The organism is Bacillus sp. SH7-1 (assembly GCF_008042405.1).
GTDB classification, from domain to species: domain Bacteria; phylum Bacillota; class Bacilli; order Bacillales; family Bacillaceae_G; genus Bacillus_A; species Bacillus_A thuringiensis_N.
Genome location: NZ_QNUD01000009.1, coordinates 71,991 through 93,079, shown reverse-complemented (window position 1 = coordinate 93,079; position 21,089 = coordinate 71,991). Strand labels below are relative to the sequence as shown.

Below are 21,089 nucleotides of genomic sequence, written 5' to 3'. Positions count from 1 at the left end.
GTTAATAGTGTAATAGGGGAATGTTCCCTGTTAAAAGGAGGAACACAATGGAATACGTAATTGAGATGAATAACATTACGAAAGTATTCCCAGGCATTGTAGCGAATGATGATATTACGCTGCAAGTAAAGCAGGGAGAAATACATGCTTTACTTGGAGAAAATGGTGCAGGGAAATCCACATTAATGAATGTACTATTTGGTTTGTACCAACCAGAACAAGGTGAAATTAAAATTAAAGGAAAACCTGTAAAAATTACAAATCCAAATATAGCAAACGACCTTGGTATTGGAATGGTCCATCAGCACTTTATGCTTGTTCATAATTTTACAGTTACAGAGAATATTATTCTCGGAAACGAACCGAAGAAAAAAGGGAAAATTGCTGTTGACGAAGCTGCTAAAGAAATTCAAAAATTGTCTGAACAATATGGTTTAGCTGTAGATCCATATGCAAAAATACAGGATATTTCAGTTGGTATGCAACAGCGTGTTGAAATTTTAAAAACACTTTACCGCGGAGCGGGAATTTTAATATTTGATGAACCGACGGCAGTGTTAACACCACAAGAAATTCATGAGCTAATTCAAATTATGAAAAAGCTTGTACAAGAAGGCAAATCTATTGTTCTTATTACACATAAGTTGAAAGAAATTATGGAAGTTTGCGATCGTTGTACGATTATTCGTAAAGGAAAAGGGATTGGAACGGTTGACGTTGCAAATACGGATGAACATAAACTTGCAGAATTAATGGTCGGACGTCAAGTGAATTTTAAAACAGAAAAAATAGACGCTAAGCCAAAAGAAGAGGTACTTTCAATTGCAAATCTTGTTGTTCAAGATGCGCGTCAATTACCTGCTGTAAAAGGCCTTGACTTAACTGTTCGTGCGGGGGAAATTGTTGGTATTGCAGGGATTGATGGAAATGGACAAAGTGAATTAATAGAAGCAATTACTGGTTTACGAAAAGTTGAGTCAGGTTCTATTGCAATTAAAGGGAAAGAAATAACGAATTGGCCTGTTAGAAGAATCACAGAAGAAGGAATTGGTCATATTCCAGAAGACCGTCATAAGCACGGATTAGTTCTTGATTTTTCTGTTAGAGATAATATCGTTCTGCAAACGTACTATAAAAATCCATTTTCAAAGAAAGGGATTTTGAATTTTAGTAAAATCACAGAAAAAGCAAAGGCGCTTATTGAACAGTTTGATGTACGTACACCGAGCGAACAAACGTTAGCACGCGCTCTATCTGGTGGAAATCAGCAAAAAGCAATTATTGCACGTGAAGTAGATCGTGATCCAGATTTATTAATTGCGGCACAGCCAACACGTGGTTTAGATGTAGGAGCAATTGAATTTATTCATAAGAGATTAATAGAACAAAGGGATAAAGGAAAAGGAGTACTACTTTTATCACTAGAGTTAGAGGAAATCTTAAATGTTAGTGATCGAATTGCTGTTATTTATGAAGGAGAAATTGTAGCAATAGTTGATGCGAAAGAAACGAATGAACAACAGCTTGGATTGTTAATGGCTGGAGGAACAAAGAAGGAGCAGGTGGGTACAAATGGCTAAAAAACTTTTAACAGAACGAACGATAAATATTTTAGTCCCAGTACTATCCGTTATTTTCGGCTTACTTGTCGGAGCAATTGTAATGCTAGTTAGTGGCTATGACCCAATTGTTGGTTATAGTGCACTTTGGACAGGAATGTTCGGCAGTTCAAGTGCAATTGGTGAAACGCTTCGTACAATGATACCACTTATTCTTGCTGGCTTATCGGTGGCGTTTGCATTTCGTACAGGTTTATTTAATATCGGAGTAGAAGGTCAATTGTTAGTTGGTTGGCTTGCAGCGGTTTGGTTCGGTTATGCAGTTTCGCTACCAGCTGTTCTTCACATTCCATTATCTATTTTATTTGCAGCATTAGTGGGCGGAATATGGGGATTCATTCCTGGATATTTAAAAGGCAAGTTTCAAGTTAATGAGGTTATTGTAACAATTATGATGAACTATATCGCATTATATGTAACATATGACATCATTAAGCGCTTTTTACATGAGGGTAATGATAAAACATACGATATTAAAGAGAGTGCGTCATTATCTTCAGACTGGCTTGCTTCCATTACTGATGGTTCACGCCTTCACTGGGGAATTATTGTGGCTATTTTAGTAGCTATCTTAATGTGGTTCTTATTAGATCGAACAACTTTAGGTTATGAATTAAAGTCGGTAGGTTTTAATCAACATGCTTCTCAATATGCAGGTATGAAAGTTTCTCGTAATGTAGTATTCTCCATGACAATTGCTGGTGCATTTGCGGGAATTGGTGGCGCGATGGAAGGATTAGGAACATTCCAAAGTATGACAGCAATGTCTTCGTTTACAGGAGTAGGATTTGACGGGATTGCCGTAGCCTTACTTGGAGGGAACAATCCGTTTGGTATTATCCTTTCAGCTTTATTATTTGGTGGTTTAAAAAGTGCTTCCCCTCAAATGAACTTTGAGGCAGATGTACCATCAGAGCTTATTAACGTAATTATTGCATGTATCATCTTCTTTGTTGCATGTAGTTATGTGTTAAGATGGGCGCTTACACGCATGAGCAAGGAGGGGAAATAAATGAGCTTTTTAGATATATTAGCCATTCTTGTGACGGGTACGTTATATACATCAGCACCTATAATTTTTACAGCACTAGGTGGTGTATTTAGTGAACGATCGGGTGTTGTAAATATAGGATTAGAAGGACTAATGCTATTTGGTGCATTTATTGGAGTTGTTACAAACTTATTAATGGGTGATACTTGGGGAACGATGACTCCTTGGATTGCGTTATTATTTGCGGCAATTGGTAGTGGGTTATTTGCATTACTTCATGCGGTAGCTTCTATTACATTCCGAGCGGATCAAGTTGTAAGTGGTGTAGCGATTAACTTCTTATCTCTAGGATTAACAGTATTTGCAATTAAGAAGATTTTTGATAAAGGGCAAACTGACTTTATTCAGTATCGTATTGAAAAGATTGATATTCCAGGCCTTTCGGATATTCCGGTTTTAGGGAAAATATTCTTCTCAAACGTACCAATAACGTCGTATATTGCCATTATTTTAGCATTCGTTGTTTGGTATGTTATTTATAAAACACCGTTCGGTCTTCGATTGCGTGCTGTTGGTGAACACCCAATGGCAGCGGATACGATGGGGATTAACGTATATAAAATGCGCTATATCGGAGTTTGTATATCGGGAGTGTTTGCGGGAATTGGTGGAGCGATTTTTGCAATGTCAATTTCTAATAACTTCTCAGGGGCAACTATTACAGGACAAGGTTTCCTAGCCTTAGCTGCTATGATCTTTGGGAAGTGGAATCCACTAGGTGCATTAGGTGCAGCACTATTCTTTGGTTTTGCGCAATCATTAAGTGTAACAGGTGGAACAATTCCTGTATTAGATCAAATTCCGAGTGTTTTATTAACAATATTACCGTATGTATTCACAATATTAGCACTTGTTGGTTTTGTAGGTCGTTCTGAAGCTCCGAAAGCATTAGGAACTCCTTATGAAAAAGGAAAACGATAAGTATAAAAAAGCTCGCACATTAGTGCGGGCTTTTTTACATAGACTATATTTAATACGGAATTTTACTATGTTCCTTACATATTACAGTTTTTAGAAAGGGGTTAATGTAAGTATAGTGAGGAAGAAAAGTTGATTTTTCATTTCTAAAAACTGTATATTGAAGAGGAATATTCCTATATACGTAAAGGAGGGCTATAAATGAAACTGATGGAACAACAGTTACATGAGTTAGGTGGTTTACGAGTACATATTATTCCAACGGATAAATATAAAACAAATACATTTGTATTTCGTTTTAAAGCACCTTTAAATGAGGAGACGGTGACAGAGCGTGCCCTATTGCCATACGTATTGCAAAGTGCGACAGAAAAGCTTCCTTCTGTAATTCGTCTTCGTCAATATTTAGAAGAATTATACGGATCTTCTTTGGCGGTAGATGTGAGTAAAAAGGGAGAAGACCATATCATCTCTATTTATGTAGACATTGCAAATGAAGTATATTTACATGATGCACCACCGTTATTTGAAAAAGCGCTTTCTATGTTATCGGATATAGTTTTACATCCAGCAACAGAGGGGAACAGTTTTTTACCTTCTATTGTAGAAGGTGAAAAGAGAGCGCTCTTGCAACGAATTGAAGCGACTTATGATGATAAAATGCGTTATGCAAACGAGCGTTTAATTGAAGAAATGTGCAAAGTAGAACCGTATCGTTTAAGCGCAAATGGAAAAAAAGAGAGTGTTTCTTCTATTACAAATGAAAGTTTGTATCAATATTATCAAAAAGTGTTAGCTGAAGATGAGATGGATCTATATATTATTGGTGATATTTCAGAAAACGCAGTTGATCTTGTAAGTAAGTATTTTTCTATTTCAGCGCGTCCTGTAAGGGAAAGAAATGTACTTCTTCATAAGAGAAATAATGAAGAAAAAGAAGTTGTGGAAAAACAAGAATTAAAACAAAGTAAATTACACATCGGTTATCGTACATTTATTACGTATAAAGACGAAGATTATTTTGCACTGCAATTGTTCAATGGATTGTTTGGAGGATTTTCTCATTCGAAGTTATTCGTTAATGTTCGTGAAAAAAATAGTTTAGCGTACTATGCAGCATCCCGCTTTGAAAGTCATAAAGGCTTATTATTTGTCATGTCAGGGATTGAAGCGAAAAATTATGAAAAAGCGGTAGAGATTATTAAAGAGCAAATGCTTGCAATGCAAAATGGTGATTTTTCTGAAGAAGAGATGCAACAAACGAAAAGTGTCATTCAAAATCAAATATTAGAAGCAATTGATACACCACGCGGATTTGTGGAAATGCTGTATCATGGTATTATTTCAGACCGTACGCGTCCGGTTGAAGAATGGCTTACAGGCATTGAAAGTGTGACGAAAGAAGAGATTGTGAAAGTTGCTAAAAATATTGAACTAGATACAATTTACTTTTTACATGGAACGGAGGGAGAATAAATGGAGAAAATTGTTTATGAGCAATTGAAAGAGACACTCTATTATGAAAAACTTCCTAATGGATTAGATGTATATATTTTACCGAAGCAAGGATTTAACAAAACATTTGCAACGTTTACGACAAAATATGGTTCTGTGGATAATACATTCGTACCACTAGGTAAAGAAGAAATGATTCGTGTGCCTGATGGGATTGCTCATTTTCTTGAGCATAAACTATTTGAAAAAGAAGATCACGATGCTTTCCAATTGTTTAGTAAACAAGGGGCATCGGCAAATGCTTTCACATCTTTCACAAGAACAGCTTACCTTTTTTCATGTACATCAAATGTAGAACAAAATTTAAATACATTGTTAAACTTCGTACAAGAGCCTTACTTCTCTGAAAAAACAGTTGAAAAAGAGAAGGGTATTATCGGGCAAGAAATTCAAATGTATCAAGATAATCCAGATTGGCGCTTATACTTTGGATTAATTGATAGCTTGTTTGTAAAGCACCCGATTAAAATTGATATTGCAGGTACAATCGAGTCTATTAGTAAAATTACGAAAGACCTACTATATGAATGTTATGAAACGTTTTATCATCCAAGTAATATGTTGATGTTTGTTGTAGGTGCAATTGATCCAGAGAAAACGATGGATTTGATACGTGAAAATCAAGCAAAAAAAGATTATAAAAACCAACCGGAAATAGTGCGTTCATTTGAAGAAGAACCAGATGAGGTAAATGAAAAGAAGAAAATTATTTCAATGCCTGTACAAACACCGAAATGTTTAGTCGGTATTAAAGCGACAAACTTAAAAGAAAAAGGGGAAGCCCTTTTAAAACAAGAAATTGCGCTTACGTTACTTTTAGATTATTTATTTGGGAAAAGTTCCGTTCATTACGAATCTTTATATAATGAAGGACTCATTGATGATTCGTTCTCGTATGATTATACGGAAGAGAATAACTTCGGTTTTGCAATGGTTGGCGGCGATACGAAGCAACCTGATGAGCTGGAAGAGCGTTTGAAAGGTATTTTATTAAACACAAATTATGATCAATTAGATGAGGCAGCATTAGAGCGAGTAAAGAAAAAGAAAATAGGTGGCTTTTTACGCTCCTTGAATTCACCGGAATATATTGCAAATCAATTTACACGATATGCGTTTAATGAATCGAGTCTGTTTGAGGCATTGACTGTATTAGAGAGTCTAACGGTTCAAGATTTACAAGAAGTAGCCCAATTACTATTATCAGAAGAGAAAATGAGTGTTTGTCAAGTTTTACCAAAAAAATAAAGGATTTCATAATAATACCCTCATCTTATCATTGATAAATTGTAAGATGAGGGTATTATTTATTTATAAGAAAAAGATTTTGTTGAGATAAGAGAGGAATTTTATGAAAAAGTATGCATTAGTAACTGGGGGAAGTGGAGGGATTGGCTCTGCTATTTCAAAACAATTAATTCAAGATGGATATACAGTGTATGTTCATTATAATAACAGTGAAGAGAAAGTGAATGAGTTGCAGAAAGAATGGAGTGAAGTGATTCCTGTTCAAGCGAATTTAGCTTCCAGTGACGGGGCGGAGCGATTGTGGGAACAAATTGAACATCCTCTTGATGTTATCGTATATGCAGCTGGGAAGAGTATCTTTGGACTCGTAACAGATGTAACGAACGATGAATTGAATTATATGGTAGAACTTCAAGTGAAGAGCATCTATAAACTATTATCAATGGCACTGCCATCTATGATTCAGCGGAGAAGCGGTAATATTGTACTTGTTTCGTCTATATGGGGACAAATTGGTGCATCATGTGAAGTGCTTTACTCGATGGTAAAAGGTGCGCAAAATTCATATGTGAAAGCTTTAGCAAAAGAAGTTTCATTAAGTGGATTAAGAGTTAACGCGGTGGCGCCAGGTGCAATTGAAACAGAAATGTTAAGTGTATTTTCAGAAGAGGATAAGAATGAAATTGCTGAAGAGATTCCGTTAGGACGATTAGGACTACCAGAAGAAGTAGCAAAAACAGTGTCATTTCTCGTATCACCAGGTGCATCTTACATAACTGGGCAAATTATTGGAGTAAATGGCGGTTGGCATTGCTAAAAAAAATTCTTACATAAAAAATAAAAAACTGTGCAAATTAAGCATGATTCTATTACTAAGTAGTGAGGTGCTTACACATGTCAGTTTTAGATAATTTTGATCAATGGAAGAGCTTTTTAGGAGAACGTTTAGAGCAAGCGTCAGGAAAAGGTCTTGATGGTGGTGCTGTATCAGACATGGCATTCCGTGTTGGTGATTATTTAGCAAATGAAGTAGAAGCGCGCAACGATCAAGAGAAATTATTGTCTGAGCTATGGAAAGTTGCTGATGAACAAGAGCAACATACAATTGCAAACTTAATGGTAAAGTTTGTACAACATAAGTAAAAAATAGAGAGGAGATTCTCCTCTCTATTTTTTTTGTATAATAATAACGCGGGATAGATTATACATTTAGCTTCCCTATTAAGGTAAAATCATATAATATAGTACGTAGGTGTAAAGTAAGCAAGGGGAGTGATCTTGGATGATTGAATGGTATTTTGAATATGAAATACATAAAAACCGACCTGGCTTGCTTGGTGACGTTTCTTCGTTAATCGGTATGCTCGGCATTAATATTGTCACAATTAATGGTGTAGATAATGCAAGACGTGGATTACTCCTTATGTGTGATAATCAAGAGCAAATCTCTAGACTTGAATCAATTTTAAATACGATGGATAACATAACGGTAACGAAATATCGTCCGCCAAAGCTAAGAGATAAGCTAGCGGTTAGACATGGTAGGTACATACAACGGGATGCAGATGATAAGAAGACATTTCGTTTTGTGCGTGATGAATTAGGATTACTTGTAGACTTTATGGCTGAAATAATGAAAAAAGAAGGTCATAAACTAATCGGGATACGAGGAATGCCTCGTGTCGGAAAAACAGAATCCATTGTTGCCGCAAGTGTTTGTGCAAATAAAAGATGGTTATTTGTATCATCTACTCTTATTAAGCAAACTGTTCGTAGTCAATTGATTGAAGATGAGTATAGCGACGACAATATTTTTATCTTAGATGGAATCGTGTCAACAAAGCGTGCTAACGAAAGGCATTGGCAGCTTGTTCGTGAAATTATGAGATTGCCTGCAACAAAAGTTGTGGAACATCCTGACGTATTTGTGAGTCAATCAGAATACACGTTGGATGATTTTGATTATATTATCGAGTTGCGTAACGATTATGATGAAGAAATTCAATATAATTTAGTAGATGAAATTGAGCAAGGTACGCAAAATAATTTCTCTATGTTTGACTTTTAAAGAAATATTGAGGTGTTAGTAGTGACAGAATTAGGACAAAAGCTGAAAGAAGCAAGAGGAACGAAAGGCTTGTCTATTGATCAGCTGCATGAGATTACAAAAATTCAAAAGCGCCATTTAGTAGCGATTGAGGAAGGCAATTATGATGTATTGCCAGGAGCTTTTTATGCGCGTGCATTCATTAAACAATACGCAGATGCGGTTGGATTAAGTGGAGAGGAACTGCTTGTAGAGTATCAGAGTACGATACCACAATCTGAAAAACGCGATGTTCCACAAGTATCAACTGGACAAAAAACACAAGAAACAATGCAAAAATCTTCATCTTGGCCAATCGCAGATCATATGCCGAAAATCTTAGTTGCGCTGTTAGTAATCGCAGTTGGAGTGGTAATTTGGTTTGTGTTTCAAGCGTTAACTGGAAAAGATGATGAGAAAGTTCCGAATGCTCAAAGTGAGAAAATTGAAGTTAAAAAAGCGGAAAACTCTCCGTTAGATACGAAGAAAGATGAAGCGAAAGCGGAAGAGCCGAAAAAAGAAGAACCGAAAAAAGAAGAGCCAAAGAAAGAGGAACCGCCAGCACAGCCAACTGGACAACAAGAAGTGAAAGTAGTTGGAACAACTGGTAAAGTATCTACTTTGGAAATTCATAATAATAAAACATTAGAACTGGAAATATCGGGTAAAGGTGCGAGTTATGTAGATGTTAAAGATGATGCGGGGAATGTAATTCTAAACACTACAGTACAAGAGGGCCAAATAGAAAAACATGATGTATCAACAATAAAAGAAGTGCGACTTAATATTGGAAATGCAACGAATGTTGAAGTTAAACTGAATGGCCAAGTGGTCGCTTATCCATTGGATCCAGAAAAAGAACTTCACCAAAGATTGGTGATAAAAAACCAAGGGATAGAGCAACCTGCACAATAACAGTCATCGCTTCGATGACTTTTTTCAATGAACAAATGTTTTTGATATGATGGAGGAATAGCTGTGAATTTACCAAATAAAATTACAATATCTAGAATCTTCTTAATTCCAATTTTTATGGTAATTATGTTAGCACCCTTTGATTGGGGGTCATACACAATTGGTGATGTTGATTTACCAATTCAACATTTAGTAGGAGCACTTATCTTTATTATCGCTTCGGCTACAGATTGGATTGATGGACATTACGCAAGAAAGTATAATCTTGTAACGAATTTAGGGAAGTTCCTTGACCCGTTAGCTGATAAATTACTTGTTTCAGCAGCACTTATTACATTGGTTGAGATGCAATACGTACCTGCTTGGATTGTTATTGTAATTATAAGCCGTGAGTTTGCTGTAACTGGTTTACGTCTTGTACTTGCTGGAACAGGAGAAGTAGTGGCGGCAAATCAGCTAGGGAAAATTAAGACATGGACACAAATTATCGCGATTGCAGCATACTTATTACACGATGTACCTTTAAATTTACTCCATATTCCGGTAGCTGATATCTTTATATGGATTGCATTAATTTTTACTGTTATTTCAGGATGGGATTATTTCTGGAAAAATAGAGCTGCTTTTGTAAACTCAAAATAGAAGTTTATGGGGGAATTGGGATGAATGCTGAAATTATTGCGGTTGGAACTGAATTATTACTTGGACAAATTGCAAATACAAATGCCCAGTTTTTATCTGAAAAGTTAGCTTCAATTGGAATTAATGTGTACTACCATACTGTAGTTGGGGATAATAACAAACGATTACAGCAGGCGATTGAAGTTGCGGAAGAACGTGCTGACATGCTTATTTTCACAGGTGGATTAGGTCCGACAAAAGATGATTTGACGAAAGAAACGATATCTTCTTGTTTGGGTGGAGAGCTTGTGTATGACGAAAAAGCATTAGCTTCAATAAGCGATTACTTTAAGCGTACAGGCCGCGAATTCACGGAGAATAATAAAAAGCAGGCGCTCGTTTTGGATGGAGCAACTGTATTTGCGAATGATCACGGTATGGCACCTGGTATGGGGTTAAATAAGAACGGAAAAGTTTATATTTTATTACCAGGACCACCAAAAGAGATGAAGCCGATGTATGTAAGTTATGTAGAGCCTTTTTTACGTAACTTTACAACAGGAGAAAACATTTATTCTCGTGTGCTTCGTTTCTTCGGTATTGGGGAGTCCCAATTAGAGGTGAAAGTTCAAGATTTAATTGATGGACAAACAAACCCAACAATCGCCCCGCTAGCAAATGATGGAGAAGTGACATTACGTTTAACCGCTAAGCATCAAAATGTTAGCGAAGCGGAGAAACTAATTCAACATGTGGAAGATTTGATTTTAGAAAGAGTAGGAGAATTTTTCTACGGATATGACCAAGAATTTTTGCATTATAAGGCAATTGAGTTATTGAAGAGAAAAGGGTTAACTTTAGCATGTGCAGAAAGTTTAACAGGTGGTCTTTTTGGAAATAAAGTAACTGAAAATGCTGGTGTTTCTTCTGTATTTAAAGGCGGTGTCATTTGTTATCATAATGATGTGAAGCAACATGTTTTACGTGTGCCTGAAGAAGTGTTGCATACTGATGGTGCAGTTAGTAAAGAATGTGCTCGTTATCTTGCTGAAAATGTTAAGGATTTATTAAAAGCGGATATCGGAATTAGTTTCACTGGGGTAGCAGGGCCAGATGCTTCAGAACAGAAAGAGCCAGGAACAGTATTTGTTGGATTAGCGATTAAAGGTGAACAAACTGCAGTCTTTCCTCTTAATTTAAGTGGAAGTCGTCAACAAATTAGAGAACGATCAGCAAAATATGGATTTTATCATTTATATAAAAAGCTAGAAGAGATATAAGTTTCTTCTAGCTTTTTTTATAGTTAAATTCCGCATTTATGTAATGGAAAATAAAAAATCGAATAAATGTTCGATTTTTGTTGGCAAATTGAATTGAAAATAGGTATAATAAGATTAGCAATTCAGTTAAGGAGGAATTTTGAATGAGTGATCGTCAAGCGGCATTAGATATGGCGTTAAAACAAATAGAGAAGCAATTCGGTAAAGGTTCAATTATGAAATTAGGAGAACAAGCGGAGCGTAGAGTTTCTACAATTTCAAGTGGTTCTTTAGCACTTGATGTGGCACTAGGGGTAGGCGGATACCCACGTGGTCGTATTATTGAAATTTACGGACCTGAAAGTTCAGGTAAAACAACAGTTTCATTACACGCAATCGCTGAAGTACAGCGTCAAGGTGGACAAGCAGCGTTCATTGATGCGGAGCATGCGATGGATCCTGTCTATGCACAAAAATTAGGCGTTAACATAGATGAATTACTATTATCACAACCTGATACAGGGGAGCAAGGTTTAGAAATCGCAGAAGCTCTTGTACGAAGTGGTGCGGTTGATATTATTGTAATTGACTCTGTAGCAGCTCTTGTACCGAAAGCGGAGATCGAAGGAGACATGGGTGACTCACACGTAGGTTTACAAGCTCGTTTAATGTCTCAAGCACTTCGTAAACTTTCAGGTGCAATCAATAAATCAAAAACAATCGCAATCTTTATTAACCAAATTCGTGAAAAAGTTGGGGTTATGTTCGGAAATCAACTACAAGTGGCTTAATCAAAGTGATGTACTTGAGTCTTTATTTGTCTTCTTCGACTAAGTCTTTATAAGGGATTTCTTATAGGGAGAGATTAAAGTGGCAGTGACAATTGGAAATAGAACTTATCGAAACATAGAACAATGGCAAGTGGATTTTATTGTGACACATGCGGATAGAAAATTGAAAGATATAGGTAAAGAAATTAATCTTGATGAAAGGCGAGTAGGTGAAATATTAAAGTTACTCGGAATTTAAAGAACCAGACATAGAAAGATTTACTTGCCTAAAACCGCAGAAGTTGAACAAGAATTGAAAAATCCATATTTATCACATGTTGAAATTGCTATTAAGTATGGCGTATCCGATACATGTGTTGCTAAAAGGAGAAAAGAGCTTAATGTAAAGGTCAGAAAGAAAAATTATGATACTTTACTGGAACAACAGGTTGAACAGATGTTGTTAAGTTTAGATCTGGCGTTCATTAAGCAAAAATGAATCGATAAGTGGTCTATTGATTTCTACTTAGGTAGAAAATATTGTTTAGATGTCCATGGGAAATGGGCACACTCACTCCAAAAGATAAAAGAATGAGATAAAAGAAAACTTTTATTTATGGAAGAGGGCTGCTATAAATATCTTGTTATACATGAAGAAGAGTTAGCAAATAAAGAAAAAGTCTTGCAAAAGATTAAGGAGTTTACCATGGGTTTCCCTTGCTAGTGATAGCATGTTAAAAAACCTTGTGAACCTTATTGCCTAAGGGTGTAACTATCCATATAGTTGCTAACGGTGAAGCCCACCATTATTTAGGGTAATACCGTGCCAAGCTCCATAGTGATATGGGGAAGGTGTAGAGACTACCGAAAAGGACTTTTAGTTAACTGAGTAGGGTACGGCAGATGATAGGCTACTGCTGGAAGTGCAAGGCTCTCTGTAAAGAGATGAAGAGATAGTCCGGACTATAGAGATGGAAAATCTATAGATAGTGCCAGAAACAACTCCAGGTGGTCGTGCGTTGAAATTCTATTCAACTGTCCGTCTTGAAGTACGTCGTGCGGAGCAATTAAAGCAAGGTAACGACATCGTTGGTAATAAAACAAAAGTAAAAGTAGTTAAAAATAAAGTGGCACCACCATTCCGTGTTGCTGAAGTTGATATTATGTACGGAGAAGGTATTTCAAGAGAAGGTGAAATCTTAGATATGGCTTCTGAACTTGATATCGTTCAAAAGAGTGGTGCTTGGTACTCTTATAATGAAGAGCGTTTAGGGCAAGGTCGTGAAAATTCGAAGCAATTCTTAAAAGAGAATACGGATTTAAGAGAGGAAATTGCCTTCTTTGTTCGTGATCATCACGGAATTGGTGAAGATTCTGGTGTGGAAGACACGGAAGATTCAACTCTTCAAGATTAAAAAATAAAAGACACGGGTCCCGTGTCTTTTATTTTTTTACCTTCTATTAAAGAGGTATCTATCGTAGTGGTTAAAATATTTTTTTGACTCAAATGGGATGTGTAAAGAGGAATATTCATACGTTTTAAGGGAATAAAATGGTATTTACTAAGGTTTTCCAGGATAATATGCTATTAATTTTTCAAATTCAGATAACATTCAGGACTGAAGGTAAAGAAAGTAAAAGTAGACAACGCTTGACAATGAAAATTACGATAGATACAATGAGAATGTATATTTTTTCTTATATACGATATACTCTTCTCAAGAAGAGAAGTAATATTCGGAGTAAGGTTTAAATCTTACCGAAATAATAATATGACATTTTAATTGTGAAATGAAGAAAGTCCCTTAAAAAAGCGGGACGACGGTCTTTGCTGTATGTTGTAATCAATGTACATGCCGACAGTCTTTTTTCATTCATAGCAAGGGGAGGTGAAATCATGACGAGTACAGTTTGGATACTCATCTCCATTTTGCTTGCAACAGTCGGTGCAGTTGTTGGCTTTTTTGTTCGAAAGTCTATTGCTGAAGCGAAGATTAATGGTGCGGCTAATGAAGCGAGACGTATTTTAGACGAAGCGAATCGTGATGCTGAAGCACTTAAGAAAGAAGCGCTTTTAGAAGCAAAGGATGAAATTCATACACTTCGTACAGAAGCTGAATTAGAAATTCGTGACCGTAGAAGCGAATTACAAAAACAAGAAAATCGTTTAATGCAAAAAGAAGAGAACCTTGATCGTAAAGACGAAACGCTCGATAAACGCGAGCAGCAGTTAGAGAAGAAAGAGGAATCTCTTGTAGCGAGACAACAACAGATTGAAGAGTTGGAAAGCAAAGTGGGAGAGTTAGTTCAAAAGCAACAAACAGAATTAGAGCGCATTTCCAATCTAACACGCGAACAAGCGAAAGCAATTATTCTTGGTAAAGTAGAAAGTGAAGTTTCTCATGAAATCGCTGTTATGGTAAAAGAAAGTGAAGTTCGCGCGAAAGAAGAAGCGGATAAGAAAGCAAAAGAGATTTTATCTCTTGCAATGCAAAGATGTGCAGCTGATCATGTTGCTGAAACAACCGTTTCGGTTGTAAATCTTCCAAATGACGAAATGAAGGGACGTATTATCGGGCGTGAAGGTCGTAATATTCGTACGTTAGAAACGTTAACGGGTATTGATTTAATTATCGATGATACACCAGAGGCGGTAATCCTTTCTGGATTCGACCCAATTCGTCGTGAAACAGCTCGTATCGCTCTTGATAAACTAGTACAGGACGGACGTATTCACCCAGCGCGTATTGAAGAGATGGTCGAAAAATCAAGACGTGAAGTGGACGAGTATATTCGTGAAGTCGGAGAGCAAACAACGTTTGAAGTGGGTGTTCACGGATTACATCCAGATTTAATTAAGATTTTAGGTCGTTTAAAATACCGTACAAGTTACGGACAAAACGTCTTAAAACACTCTATGGAAGTTGCATATTTAACTGGACTTATGGCAGCAGAGCTTGGTGAGGATGAAAAACTAGCAAGACGTGCTGGTCTATTACATGATATCGGTAAAGCGATTGACCATGAAGTAGAAGGTAGCCACGTTGAAATTGGTGTTGAACTCGCAACGAAATATAAAGAGCATCCTGTAGTTATAAACAGTATTGCATCTCACCATGGGGACACAGAACCAACTTCTATCATTGCAGTTTTAGTTGCAGCAGCAGATGCATTATCAGCTGCAAGACCTGGAGCTCGTAGTGAAACACTTGAGAACTATATTCGTCGTCTTGAAAAGTTAGAAGAGATTTCAGAGTCTTATGAAGGCGTAGAAAAATCTTTCGCAATTCAAGCAGGACGTGAAGTTCGTATTCTGGTAAAACCAGATACAATTGATGATTTAGAAGCTCATCGTTTAGCTCGTGATATTCGAAAACGTATTGAAAATGAACTGGATTATCCAGGACATATTAAAGTAACTGTTATTCGTGAAACACGTGCAGTGGAATACGCAAAATAAAGTGGTGAAACACCACTTTATTTTTTTGTGTTGGAATTGGTTAAAATAAAGGAAATTAGTTATCCCGCTATTTGCGGGCAGTAAGATCCCCGCCTCAAAATTCAGCGAAAGCAAAGAAGTTAGGTGGGGGATCGGGCTACCCGTAAATGTCCGATTGGTGAGGGCTAATAATCAGTAGGGATGAAGAAAACCCCAACTGATTAAAGTTTCAATTTATACCTAGTATATAAGTGAAACAAATTTATAATAAATATATTGTAAGGAAGTCACTTGAAGCTATAGTAATAAAAAATGTAGTACATAGGAAGGGTAAGACATATGAGAATATTATTTGTTGGAGATGTAGTAGGATCTCCTGGTAGAGGTATGATTCAACAATACGTACCGGCATTAAAGAAGAAATATACACCTACAGTAACCATTATTAATGGAGAAAATGCAGCAGGTGGACGTGGAATTACAGAAAAAATATATCGAAACTTTTTAGAATGCGGGGCACAAGCGGTTACACTTGGAAACCACGCTTGGGATAACCGTGAAGTATTCGAATTTATTGATGATGCAAAATATCTTGCAAGACCAGCTAACTTCCCAGAAGGAACTCCAGGAAAAGGACTTATCTTTGTGAACTGTAATGGAACAGAAGTTGCAGTTATTAACTTACAAGGACGTACTTTCCTTCCTCCGATTGATTGTCCATTCCGTAAGGTGGATGAATTAATTAGCATTGCAAAAAAACGTACGAATATTATCTTTATTGATTTTCATGCAGAAACTACAAGTGAAAAACAAGCGTTAGGTTGGTATGTAGATGGACGTGCTACAGCAGTAGTAGGCACACATACACATGTTCCTACAGCAGATAATCGTATTTTACCAAGCGGAACGGCATATATCACAGATGTTGGTATGACAGGACCTTACGACGGAATTTTAGGTATGGACCGAGAAGCGGTATTGAAGAAGTTTTTAACAAACTTACCAGTACGATTTGAAGTAACAAATGGTAGAACACAATTAAGTGCAGTGCTAATTGATGTGGATCCTAATACAGGAAAAGCTAAGAAAATTGAGCGTATCTTAATTAATGATGATCAACCATTTTTTGAGTAATTCTTGACTAAATTTTAGATAAGTCATTATTTTTTAATTTTTTAGAAAAATTACAGAAATTTAGCAGGAATACGCGTCATTCCTCGTGAATATAAGTTAAAGTGAAATAATTGCTAATACTTTTTATAGAAACGAGGAGGAAACGCGGAATGGAAATATTAAAAGTTAAAGCAACGTCGGTCCCTAATTCTGTAGCTGGTGCACTTGCAGGTGTTATTCGCGAACGCGGAACAGCAGAAATTCAAGCCATTGGTGCAGGTGCATTGAACCAAGCGGTAAAGGCAGTAGCAATTGCAAGAGGATTTGTAGCGCCTAGTGGTTTGGACCTGATTTGTATCCCAGCGTTTACGGATATTATGATTGATGGGGAAGAACGTACAGCAATCAAATTAATTGTAGAACCTCGTTAAGTTTAAACAACCTGTTTGCACTATGCAAACAGGTTCTTTTTATAATGGAGGAATGAAAATGAAAATTTTTGATGCTCATTGTGATGTGCTTCTTCAGTTATGGAGAGCAAAAGGGAAAAAGGATTTTAAACATGATCCGCAATTACATATTACACTTGAACAGTTAAAGAGAAGAAAAGGAAGTATACAATGTTTTGCTATATATGTGCCAGAAACAGTGGCATATGAAAACCGATTTGAAGTAGCATTACAAATGGTAGATATTTTTTATAATGAAATTTTATCTCTACCGGGTGTGAAGTTTATTCAGACAAAAGATGATATTAACATGTTAAAACAGGACGAGATTGGAGCGATATTAACACTAGAAGGATGCGAAGCAATTGGAAAAGATGCAATGAAATTACGGTTGTTGTATCGCCTAGGAGTACGTTCTTTTGGACTAACATGGAATTATGCCAATCTATTAGCTGATGGTGCGCTAGAGACACGTGAGGCGGGTTTAACGACTTTTGGTAAAGAAGTTGTACAAGAACTTAATACGTTACATGCATGGACTGATGTGTCTCATCTGAATGAAAGAAGTTTTTGGGATGTTGTAGAAAGTGCAAAAAATCCTATTGCTTCCCACTCAAACTGTATGAAACTTTGTCAGCATCCACGTAATTTAAATGATGAACAACTTAAAGCTCTTATAAAGCGAAATGGCATGATAGGTGTCACTTTTGTACCGCAGTTTCTAACAAATGAAAAACAAGCGAATATAGCAGATATAGTAAGACATATCGAATATATTTGTTCATTAGGTGGAGAGAACAATATAGGATTTGGTTCAGATTTTGATGGGATTTTAGAAACGGTTGTAAATGTATCAGCGTATCGAGATTATGAAAATATAATAAATGAGCTTTGTAAACACTATGCTGCATCTACTGTAGAGCGATTTTTATATGATAATTTTGTTGAACGTATAAGTTTTTAAGAATTTTGTTTTGAAAATACAGAAAAATTAGAATTAATTCATTTGATATTATTGCTTTTTTTAAGACCTAATACTAGAATGAAAAACAAAATAGCTTTATACTAAAGATTCAGGGAAATCAGAAGAGGCATAATTTGCGTCCGTTGTAGTTTATTTGTATAAAAAATGCTAAACTATTACTGTAAAAAAATACACTACAATGAATGCAGCCAAAAGGGGTGTAGGAGATGATTAGTCAACTTTCATGGAAAGTTGGAGGCCAACAAGGTGAAGGAATTGAAAGTACAGGAGAAATCTTCTGTATTGCATTAAACCGATTAGGATATTACCTATACGGTTACCGCCACTTCTCATCACGTATTAAAGGCGGCCATACAAATAATAAAATTCGTGTAAGTACAACAGAAGTACGCGCGATCTCAGATGACTTAGATATTTTAATTGCTTTTGATCAAGAGACAATTGATTTTAACTTCCACGAACTACGTCCGGGCGGGATTGTAGTTGCAGATGCGAAATTTAATCCGACAATACCTGACAATACAGATGTAAATCTATATGTGATACCGTTTACAGATATTGCTTCGGAATTAGGCACATCATTAATGAAAAACATGGTTGCTGTTGGGGCATCAAGTGCGGTATTAGGATTAGATGAAACAGCTTATTTAGATGTTGTTGAAGAGATCTTTGGTCGTAAAGGAGAGCAAGTTGTTCAAAAGAATATGGACGCAATTAAGCGCGGCTCTCAATATATGAAAGAGTTACTAGGTGAGAAAGTAAACATGATGCAGCTTGAAAAAGCTGATGGTCAGAAACGCATGTTTATGATTGGAAACGATGCAATCGCATTTGGTGCAGTAGCTGGTGGTGCTCGCTTTATGTCTGCATATCCAATTACACCTGCATCTGAAATTATGGAATACTTAATTAAAAAATTGCCAAAAGTTGGCGGGACAGTAATCCAAACTGAGGATGAAATCGCAGCTTGTACAATGGCAATCGGTGCAAACTATGCCGGTGTTCGTACATTAACTGCATCTGCTGGTCCAGGTCTATCTTTAATGATGGAAGCGATTGGTTTAGCAGGTATTACAGAAACGCCATTAGTGATTGTTGATACACAACGTGGTGGTCCAAGTACAGGATTACCAACGAAACAAGAGCAGTCTGATTTAATGGCTATGATTTACGGTACGCACGGTGAGATTCCAAAAATCGTAATGGCGCCAAGTACAGTTGAAGAAGCTTTCTATGATATTGTAGAAGCATTTAACTTAGCTGAAGAATATCAAGTTCCTGTTATTTTCTTAACAGATTTACAGCTTTCTTTAGGGAAACAAACAGTAGAACCACTTAAGTTAGATAAAGTAGAAATTCGTCGTGGTAAGCTTGATTTAGAAGCGGAATTGCCAGAACGTGAAAATAAAGCATACTTCAAGCGTTATGAAGTAACAGAAGATGGCGTTTCACCACGTGTTTTACCTGGTATGAAAAATGGTGTTCACCATGTTACAGGTGTAGAACATGATGAAACTGGTAAACCATCTGAATCAGCAATAAACCGTAAAGATCAAATGGACAAACGTTTCCGTAAAATGGAGAACTTGAAGTTCAATACCCCTGTCTATAAAAATGTTAAGCATGAAGAAGCAGACGTATTGCTTGTTGGATTTAACTCAACTCGTGGTGCAATCGAAGAAGCAATGGAGCGCTTAGAACAAGAGGGCATGAAAGTAAACCATGCTCATGTGCGTTTAATTCACCCGTTCCCAACAGCTGAAATCGATCCACTTGTGAAAAATGCGAAGCGTGTTGTAGTGGTAGAAAACAATGCAACAGGTCAGCTTGCTAACATTATGAAAATGAATCTTGGTAACGGTGAGAAAATTTCTAGTCTTTTAAAATATGATGGGAACCCATTCTTGCCAAAAGAGATTTACAACGAATGCAAAAAAGGGGTTGTATTAAATGGCAACATTTAAGGACTTTCGTAACAGTGTAAAACCAAACTGGTGCCCAGGTTGCGGAGACTTCTCAGTGCAAGCTGCAATTCAACGTGCGGCAGCTAACGTTGGCTTAAATCCAGATGAACTAGCTGTTATTTCTGGTATCGGCTGTTCAGGTCGTATTTCAGGTTATATTAATTCGTATGGTGTGCATAGTATTCATGGTCGTGCCCTTCCAATTGCACAAGGTGTGAAAATGGCAAACCGTGATTTAACAGTTATTGCATCAGGTGGTGACGGTGATGGATTTGCGATTGGTATGGGACATACAATCCATTCTATTCGTCGTAACATCGACATTACGTACATCGTAATGGATAACCAAATTTACGGATTAACAAAAGGGCAAACTTCACCACGTAGTGAAGCTGGATTTAAAACGAAAAGTACACCACAAGGTTCAATTGAACCGTCACTAAATGTTATGGAAATGGCTTTAACAGCTGGTGCAACATTCGTGGCGCAAAGCTTTTCAAGTGATTTAAAAGAATTAACACAAATTATTGAAGCTGGTATTAACCATAAAGGATTTTCATTAATTAACGTATTCAGCCCATGTGTTACTTACAATAAAGTAAATACTTACGATTGGTTTAAAGAAAATTTAACAAAACTAAGTACAGTAGAGGGATATGATCCGTCTAATCGCATGATGGCTATGCAAACGTTAATGGAAAATAACGGATTAGTCACAGGTTTAATTTATCAAAATACAGCGCAACCTTCATACCAAGAACTTGTAAAAGGCTATAGCGAGAAGCCTTTAGTGCAATCTGATTTAAATATGGATCAGAAAATGTTTGATGAGCTTGTTGCTGAATTTATGTAATGTAAGAAGAGCAGGTTGCCATTTGGCAACCTTTTTTAATGAGGAAAAATATAAGGTAGTTATATTTACTTAGAAAATTCAGAATGGTAAAATAATATGTAAATCGTTGTATGAAAATTGCATGTTCATTAACTAGGAAATGTAATAATAGGATAAGCCTTCTTCTTTGTAAAAATTGGCGAAACGCTTCATACTATGGTAATGTTTATAGGGATAAAGCAATATGCTTTTGGGTAGGACAAAAGAAATACCAAAAGGGAATGTCTATTTGTGTGGGGAAGACT

General features: G+C 36.5%; 17 protein-coding genes and 3 pseudogenes. All 20 read left to right on the top strand.

Features of this window, described 5'->3' with window-relative positions; translation table 11 throughout:
- Nucleotides 1-47 precede the first annotated feature (47 nt).
- A complete protein-coding gene (locus DN390_RS09415; protein WP_147807249.1) occupies nt 48-1,580 on the top strand; it encodes an ABC transporter ATP-binding protein in 1,533 nt (510 codons plus the stop codon).
- Complete coding sequence (locus DN390_RS09410) at nt 1,573-2,631, top strand: ABC transporter permease (RefSeq protein ID WP_060631955.1); 1,059 nt, start codon at nt 1,573-1,575, stop codon at nt 2,629-2,631. The genes DN390_RS09415 and DN390_RS09410 overlap by 8 nt, the downstream gene beginning before the upstream one ends.
- Nucleotides 2,632-3,591 carry an ABC transporter permease gene (locus DN390_RS09405; RefSeq protein ID WP_000008857.1) on the top strand — a complete coding sequence of 320 codons (960 nt, stop codon included), beginning with the start codon at nt 2,632-2,634 and terminating at the stop codon, nt 3,589-3,591.
- Nucleotides 3,592-3,789: 198 nt separating this feature from the next.
- On the top strand, nt 3,790-5,064 hold the full coding sequence (gene yfmF / locus DN390_RS09400) for an EF-P 5-aminopentanol modification-associated protein YfmF (protein ID WP_147807248.1): 1,275 nt from the start codon (nt 3,790-3,792) through the stop codon (nt 5,062-5,064).
- On the top strand, nt 5,065-6,351 hold the full coding sequence (yfmH, locus tag DN390_RS09395) for an EF-P 5-aminopentanol modification-associated protein YfmH (RefSeq protein ID WP_060631953.1): 1,287 nt from the start codon (nt 5,065-5,067) through the stop codon (nt 6,349-6,351). It abuts the gene before it with no gap.
- Between the two features lie 103 nt (nt 6,352-6,454).
- Nucleotides 6,455-7,168 (top strand): elongation factor P 5-aminopentanone reductase, encoded by a 714-nt coding sequence (gene ymfI, locus DN390_RS09390; protein ID WP_097949867.1) that lies wholly within the window; start codon nt 6,455-6,457, stop codon nt 7,166-7,168.
- Nucleotides 7,169-7,245: 77 nt separating this feature from the next.
- Nucleotides 7,246-7,494, top strand: a complete 249-nt coding sequence (locus DN390_RS09385; RefSeq protein ID WP_000114455.1) for a DUF3243 domain-containing protein — start codon at nt 7,246-7,248, stop codon at nt 7,492-7,494.
- 139 nt (nt 7,495-7,633) lie between these two features.
- Nucleotides 7,634-8,419 (top strand): DUF3388 domain-containing protein, encoded by a 786-nt coding sequence (locus DN390_RS09380; RefSeq protein WP_000574107.1) that lies wholly within the window; start codon nt 7,634-7,636, stop codon nt 8,417-8,419.
- 21 nt (nt 8,420-8,440) lie between these two features.
- Nucleotides 8,441-9,352 (top strand): helix-turn-helix domain-containing protein, encoded by a 912-nt coding sequence (locus DN390_RS09375; protein WP_147807247.1) that lies wholly within the window; start codon nt 8,441-8,443, stop codon nt 9,350-9,352.
- A 63-nt stretch (nt 9,353-9,415) separates the two neighbouring features.
- The gene (gene pgsA, locus DN390_RS09370; protein WP_097949865.1) at nt 9,416-9,994 is read left to right on the top strand and encodes a CDP-diacylglycerol--glycerol-3-phosphate 3-phosphatidyltransferase; all 579 of its coding nucleotides are present in this window, start codon (nt 9,416-9,418) and stop codon (nt 9,992-9,994) included.
- Nucleotides 9,995-10,014: 20 nt separating this feature from the next.
- Nucleotides 10,015-11,253 (top strand): competence/damage-inducible protein CinA, encoded by a 1,239-nt coding sequence (cinA, locus tag DN390_RS09365; RefSeq protein WP_147807246.1) that lies wholly within the window; start codon nt 10,015-10,017, stop codon nt 11,251-11,253.
- 143 nt (nt 11,254-11,396) lie between these two features.
- A pseudogene (recA, locus tag DN390_RS09360) lies at nt 11,397-12,005 on the top strand (recombinase RecA); the annotation flags it as partial.
- Nucleotides 12,006-12,102: 97 nt separating this feature from the next.
- Nucleotides 12,103-12,726: pseudogene (locus tag DN390_RS09355) on the top strand (topoisomerase I).
- 268 nt (nt 12,727-12,994) lie between these two features.
- Nucleotides 12,995-13,417, top strand: a pseudogene (locus DN390_RS09350) (recombinase RecA family protein); the annotation flags it as partial.
- 482 nt (nt 13,418-13,899) lie between these two features.
- Nucleotides 13,900-15,462, top strand: coding sequence for a ribonuclease Y (gene rny, locus DN390_RS09345; RefSeq protein ID WP_000204911.1), 1,563 nt, complete (start codon nt 13,900-13,902; stop codon nt 15,460-15,462).
- A gap of 318 nt (nt 15,463-15,780) precedes the next feature.
- Nucleotides 15,781-16,575, top strand: a complete 795-nt coding sequence (locus tag DN390_RS09340) for a TIGR00282 family metallophosphoesterase (protein WP_060631946.1) — start codon at nt 15,781-15,783, stop codon at nt 16,573-16,575.
- A 149-nt stretch (nt 16,576-16,724) separates the two neighbouring features.
- Nucleotides 16,725-16,985: a stage V sporulation protein SpoVS gene (spoVS, locus tag DN390_RS09335; protein ID WP_000404341.1), complete on the top strand. Its 261-nt coding sequence runs from the start codon at nt 16,725-16,727 to the stop codon at nt 16,983-16,985.
- Between the two features lie 58 nt (nt 16,986-17,043).
- Nucleotides 17,044-17,967: a dipeptidase gene (locus DN390_RS09330; protein WP_147807245.1), complete on the top strand. Its 924-nt coding sequence runs from the start codon at nt 17,044-17,046 to the stop codon at nt 17,965-17,967.
- A 227-nt stretch (nt 17,968-18,194) separates the two neighbouring features.
- Nucleotides 18,195-19,952: a 2-oxoacid:acceptor oxidoreductase subunit alpha gene (locus DN390_RS09325; protein ID WP_060631944.1), complete on the top strand. Its 1,758-nt coding sequence runs from the start codon at nt 18,195-18,197 to the stop codon at nt 19,950-19,952.
- Nucleotides 19,939-20,805: a 2-oxoacid:ferredoxin oxidoreductase subunit beta gene (locus DN390_RS09320; RefSeq protein ID WP_000190154.1), complete on the top strand. Its 867-nt coding sequence runs from the start codon at nt 19,939-19,941 to the stop codon at nt 20,803-20,805. Before DN390_RS09325 ends, DN390_RS09320 begins: the two co-directional genes overlap by 14 nt.
- Nucleotides 20,806-21,089 lie beyond the last annotated feature (284 nt).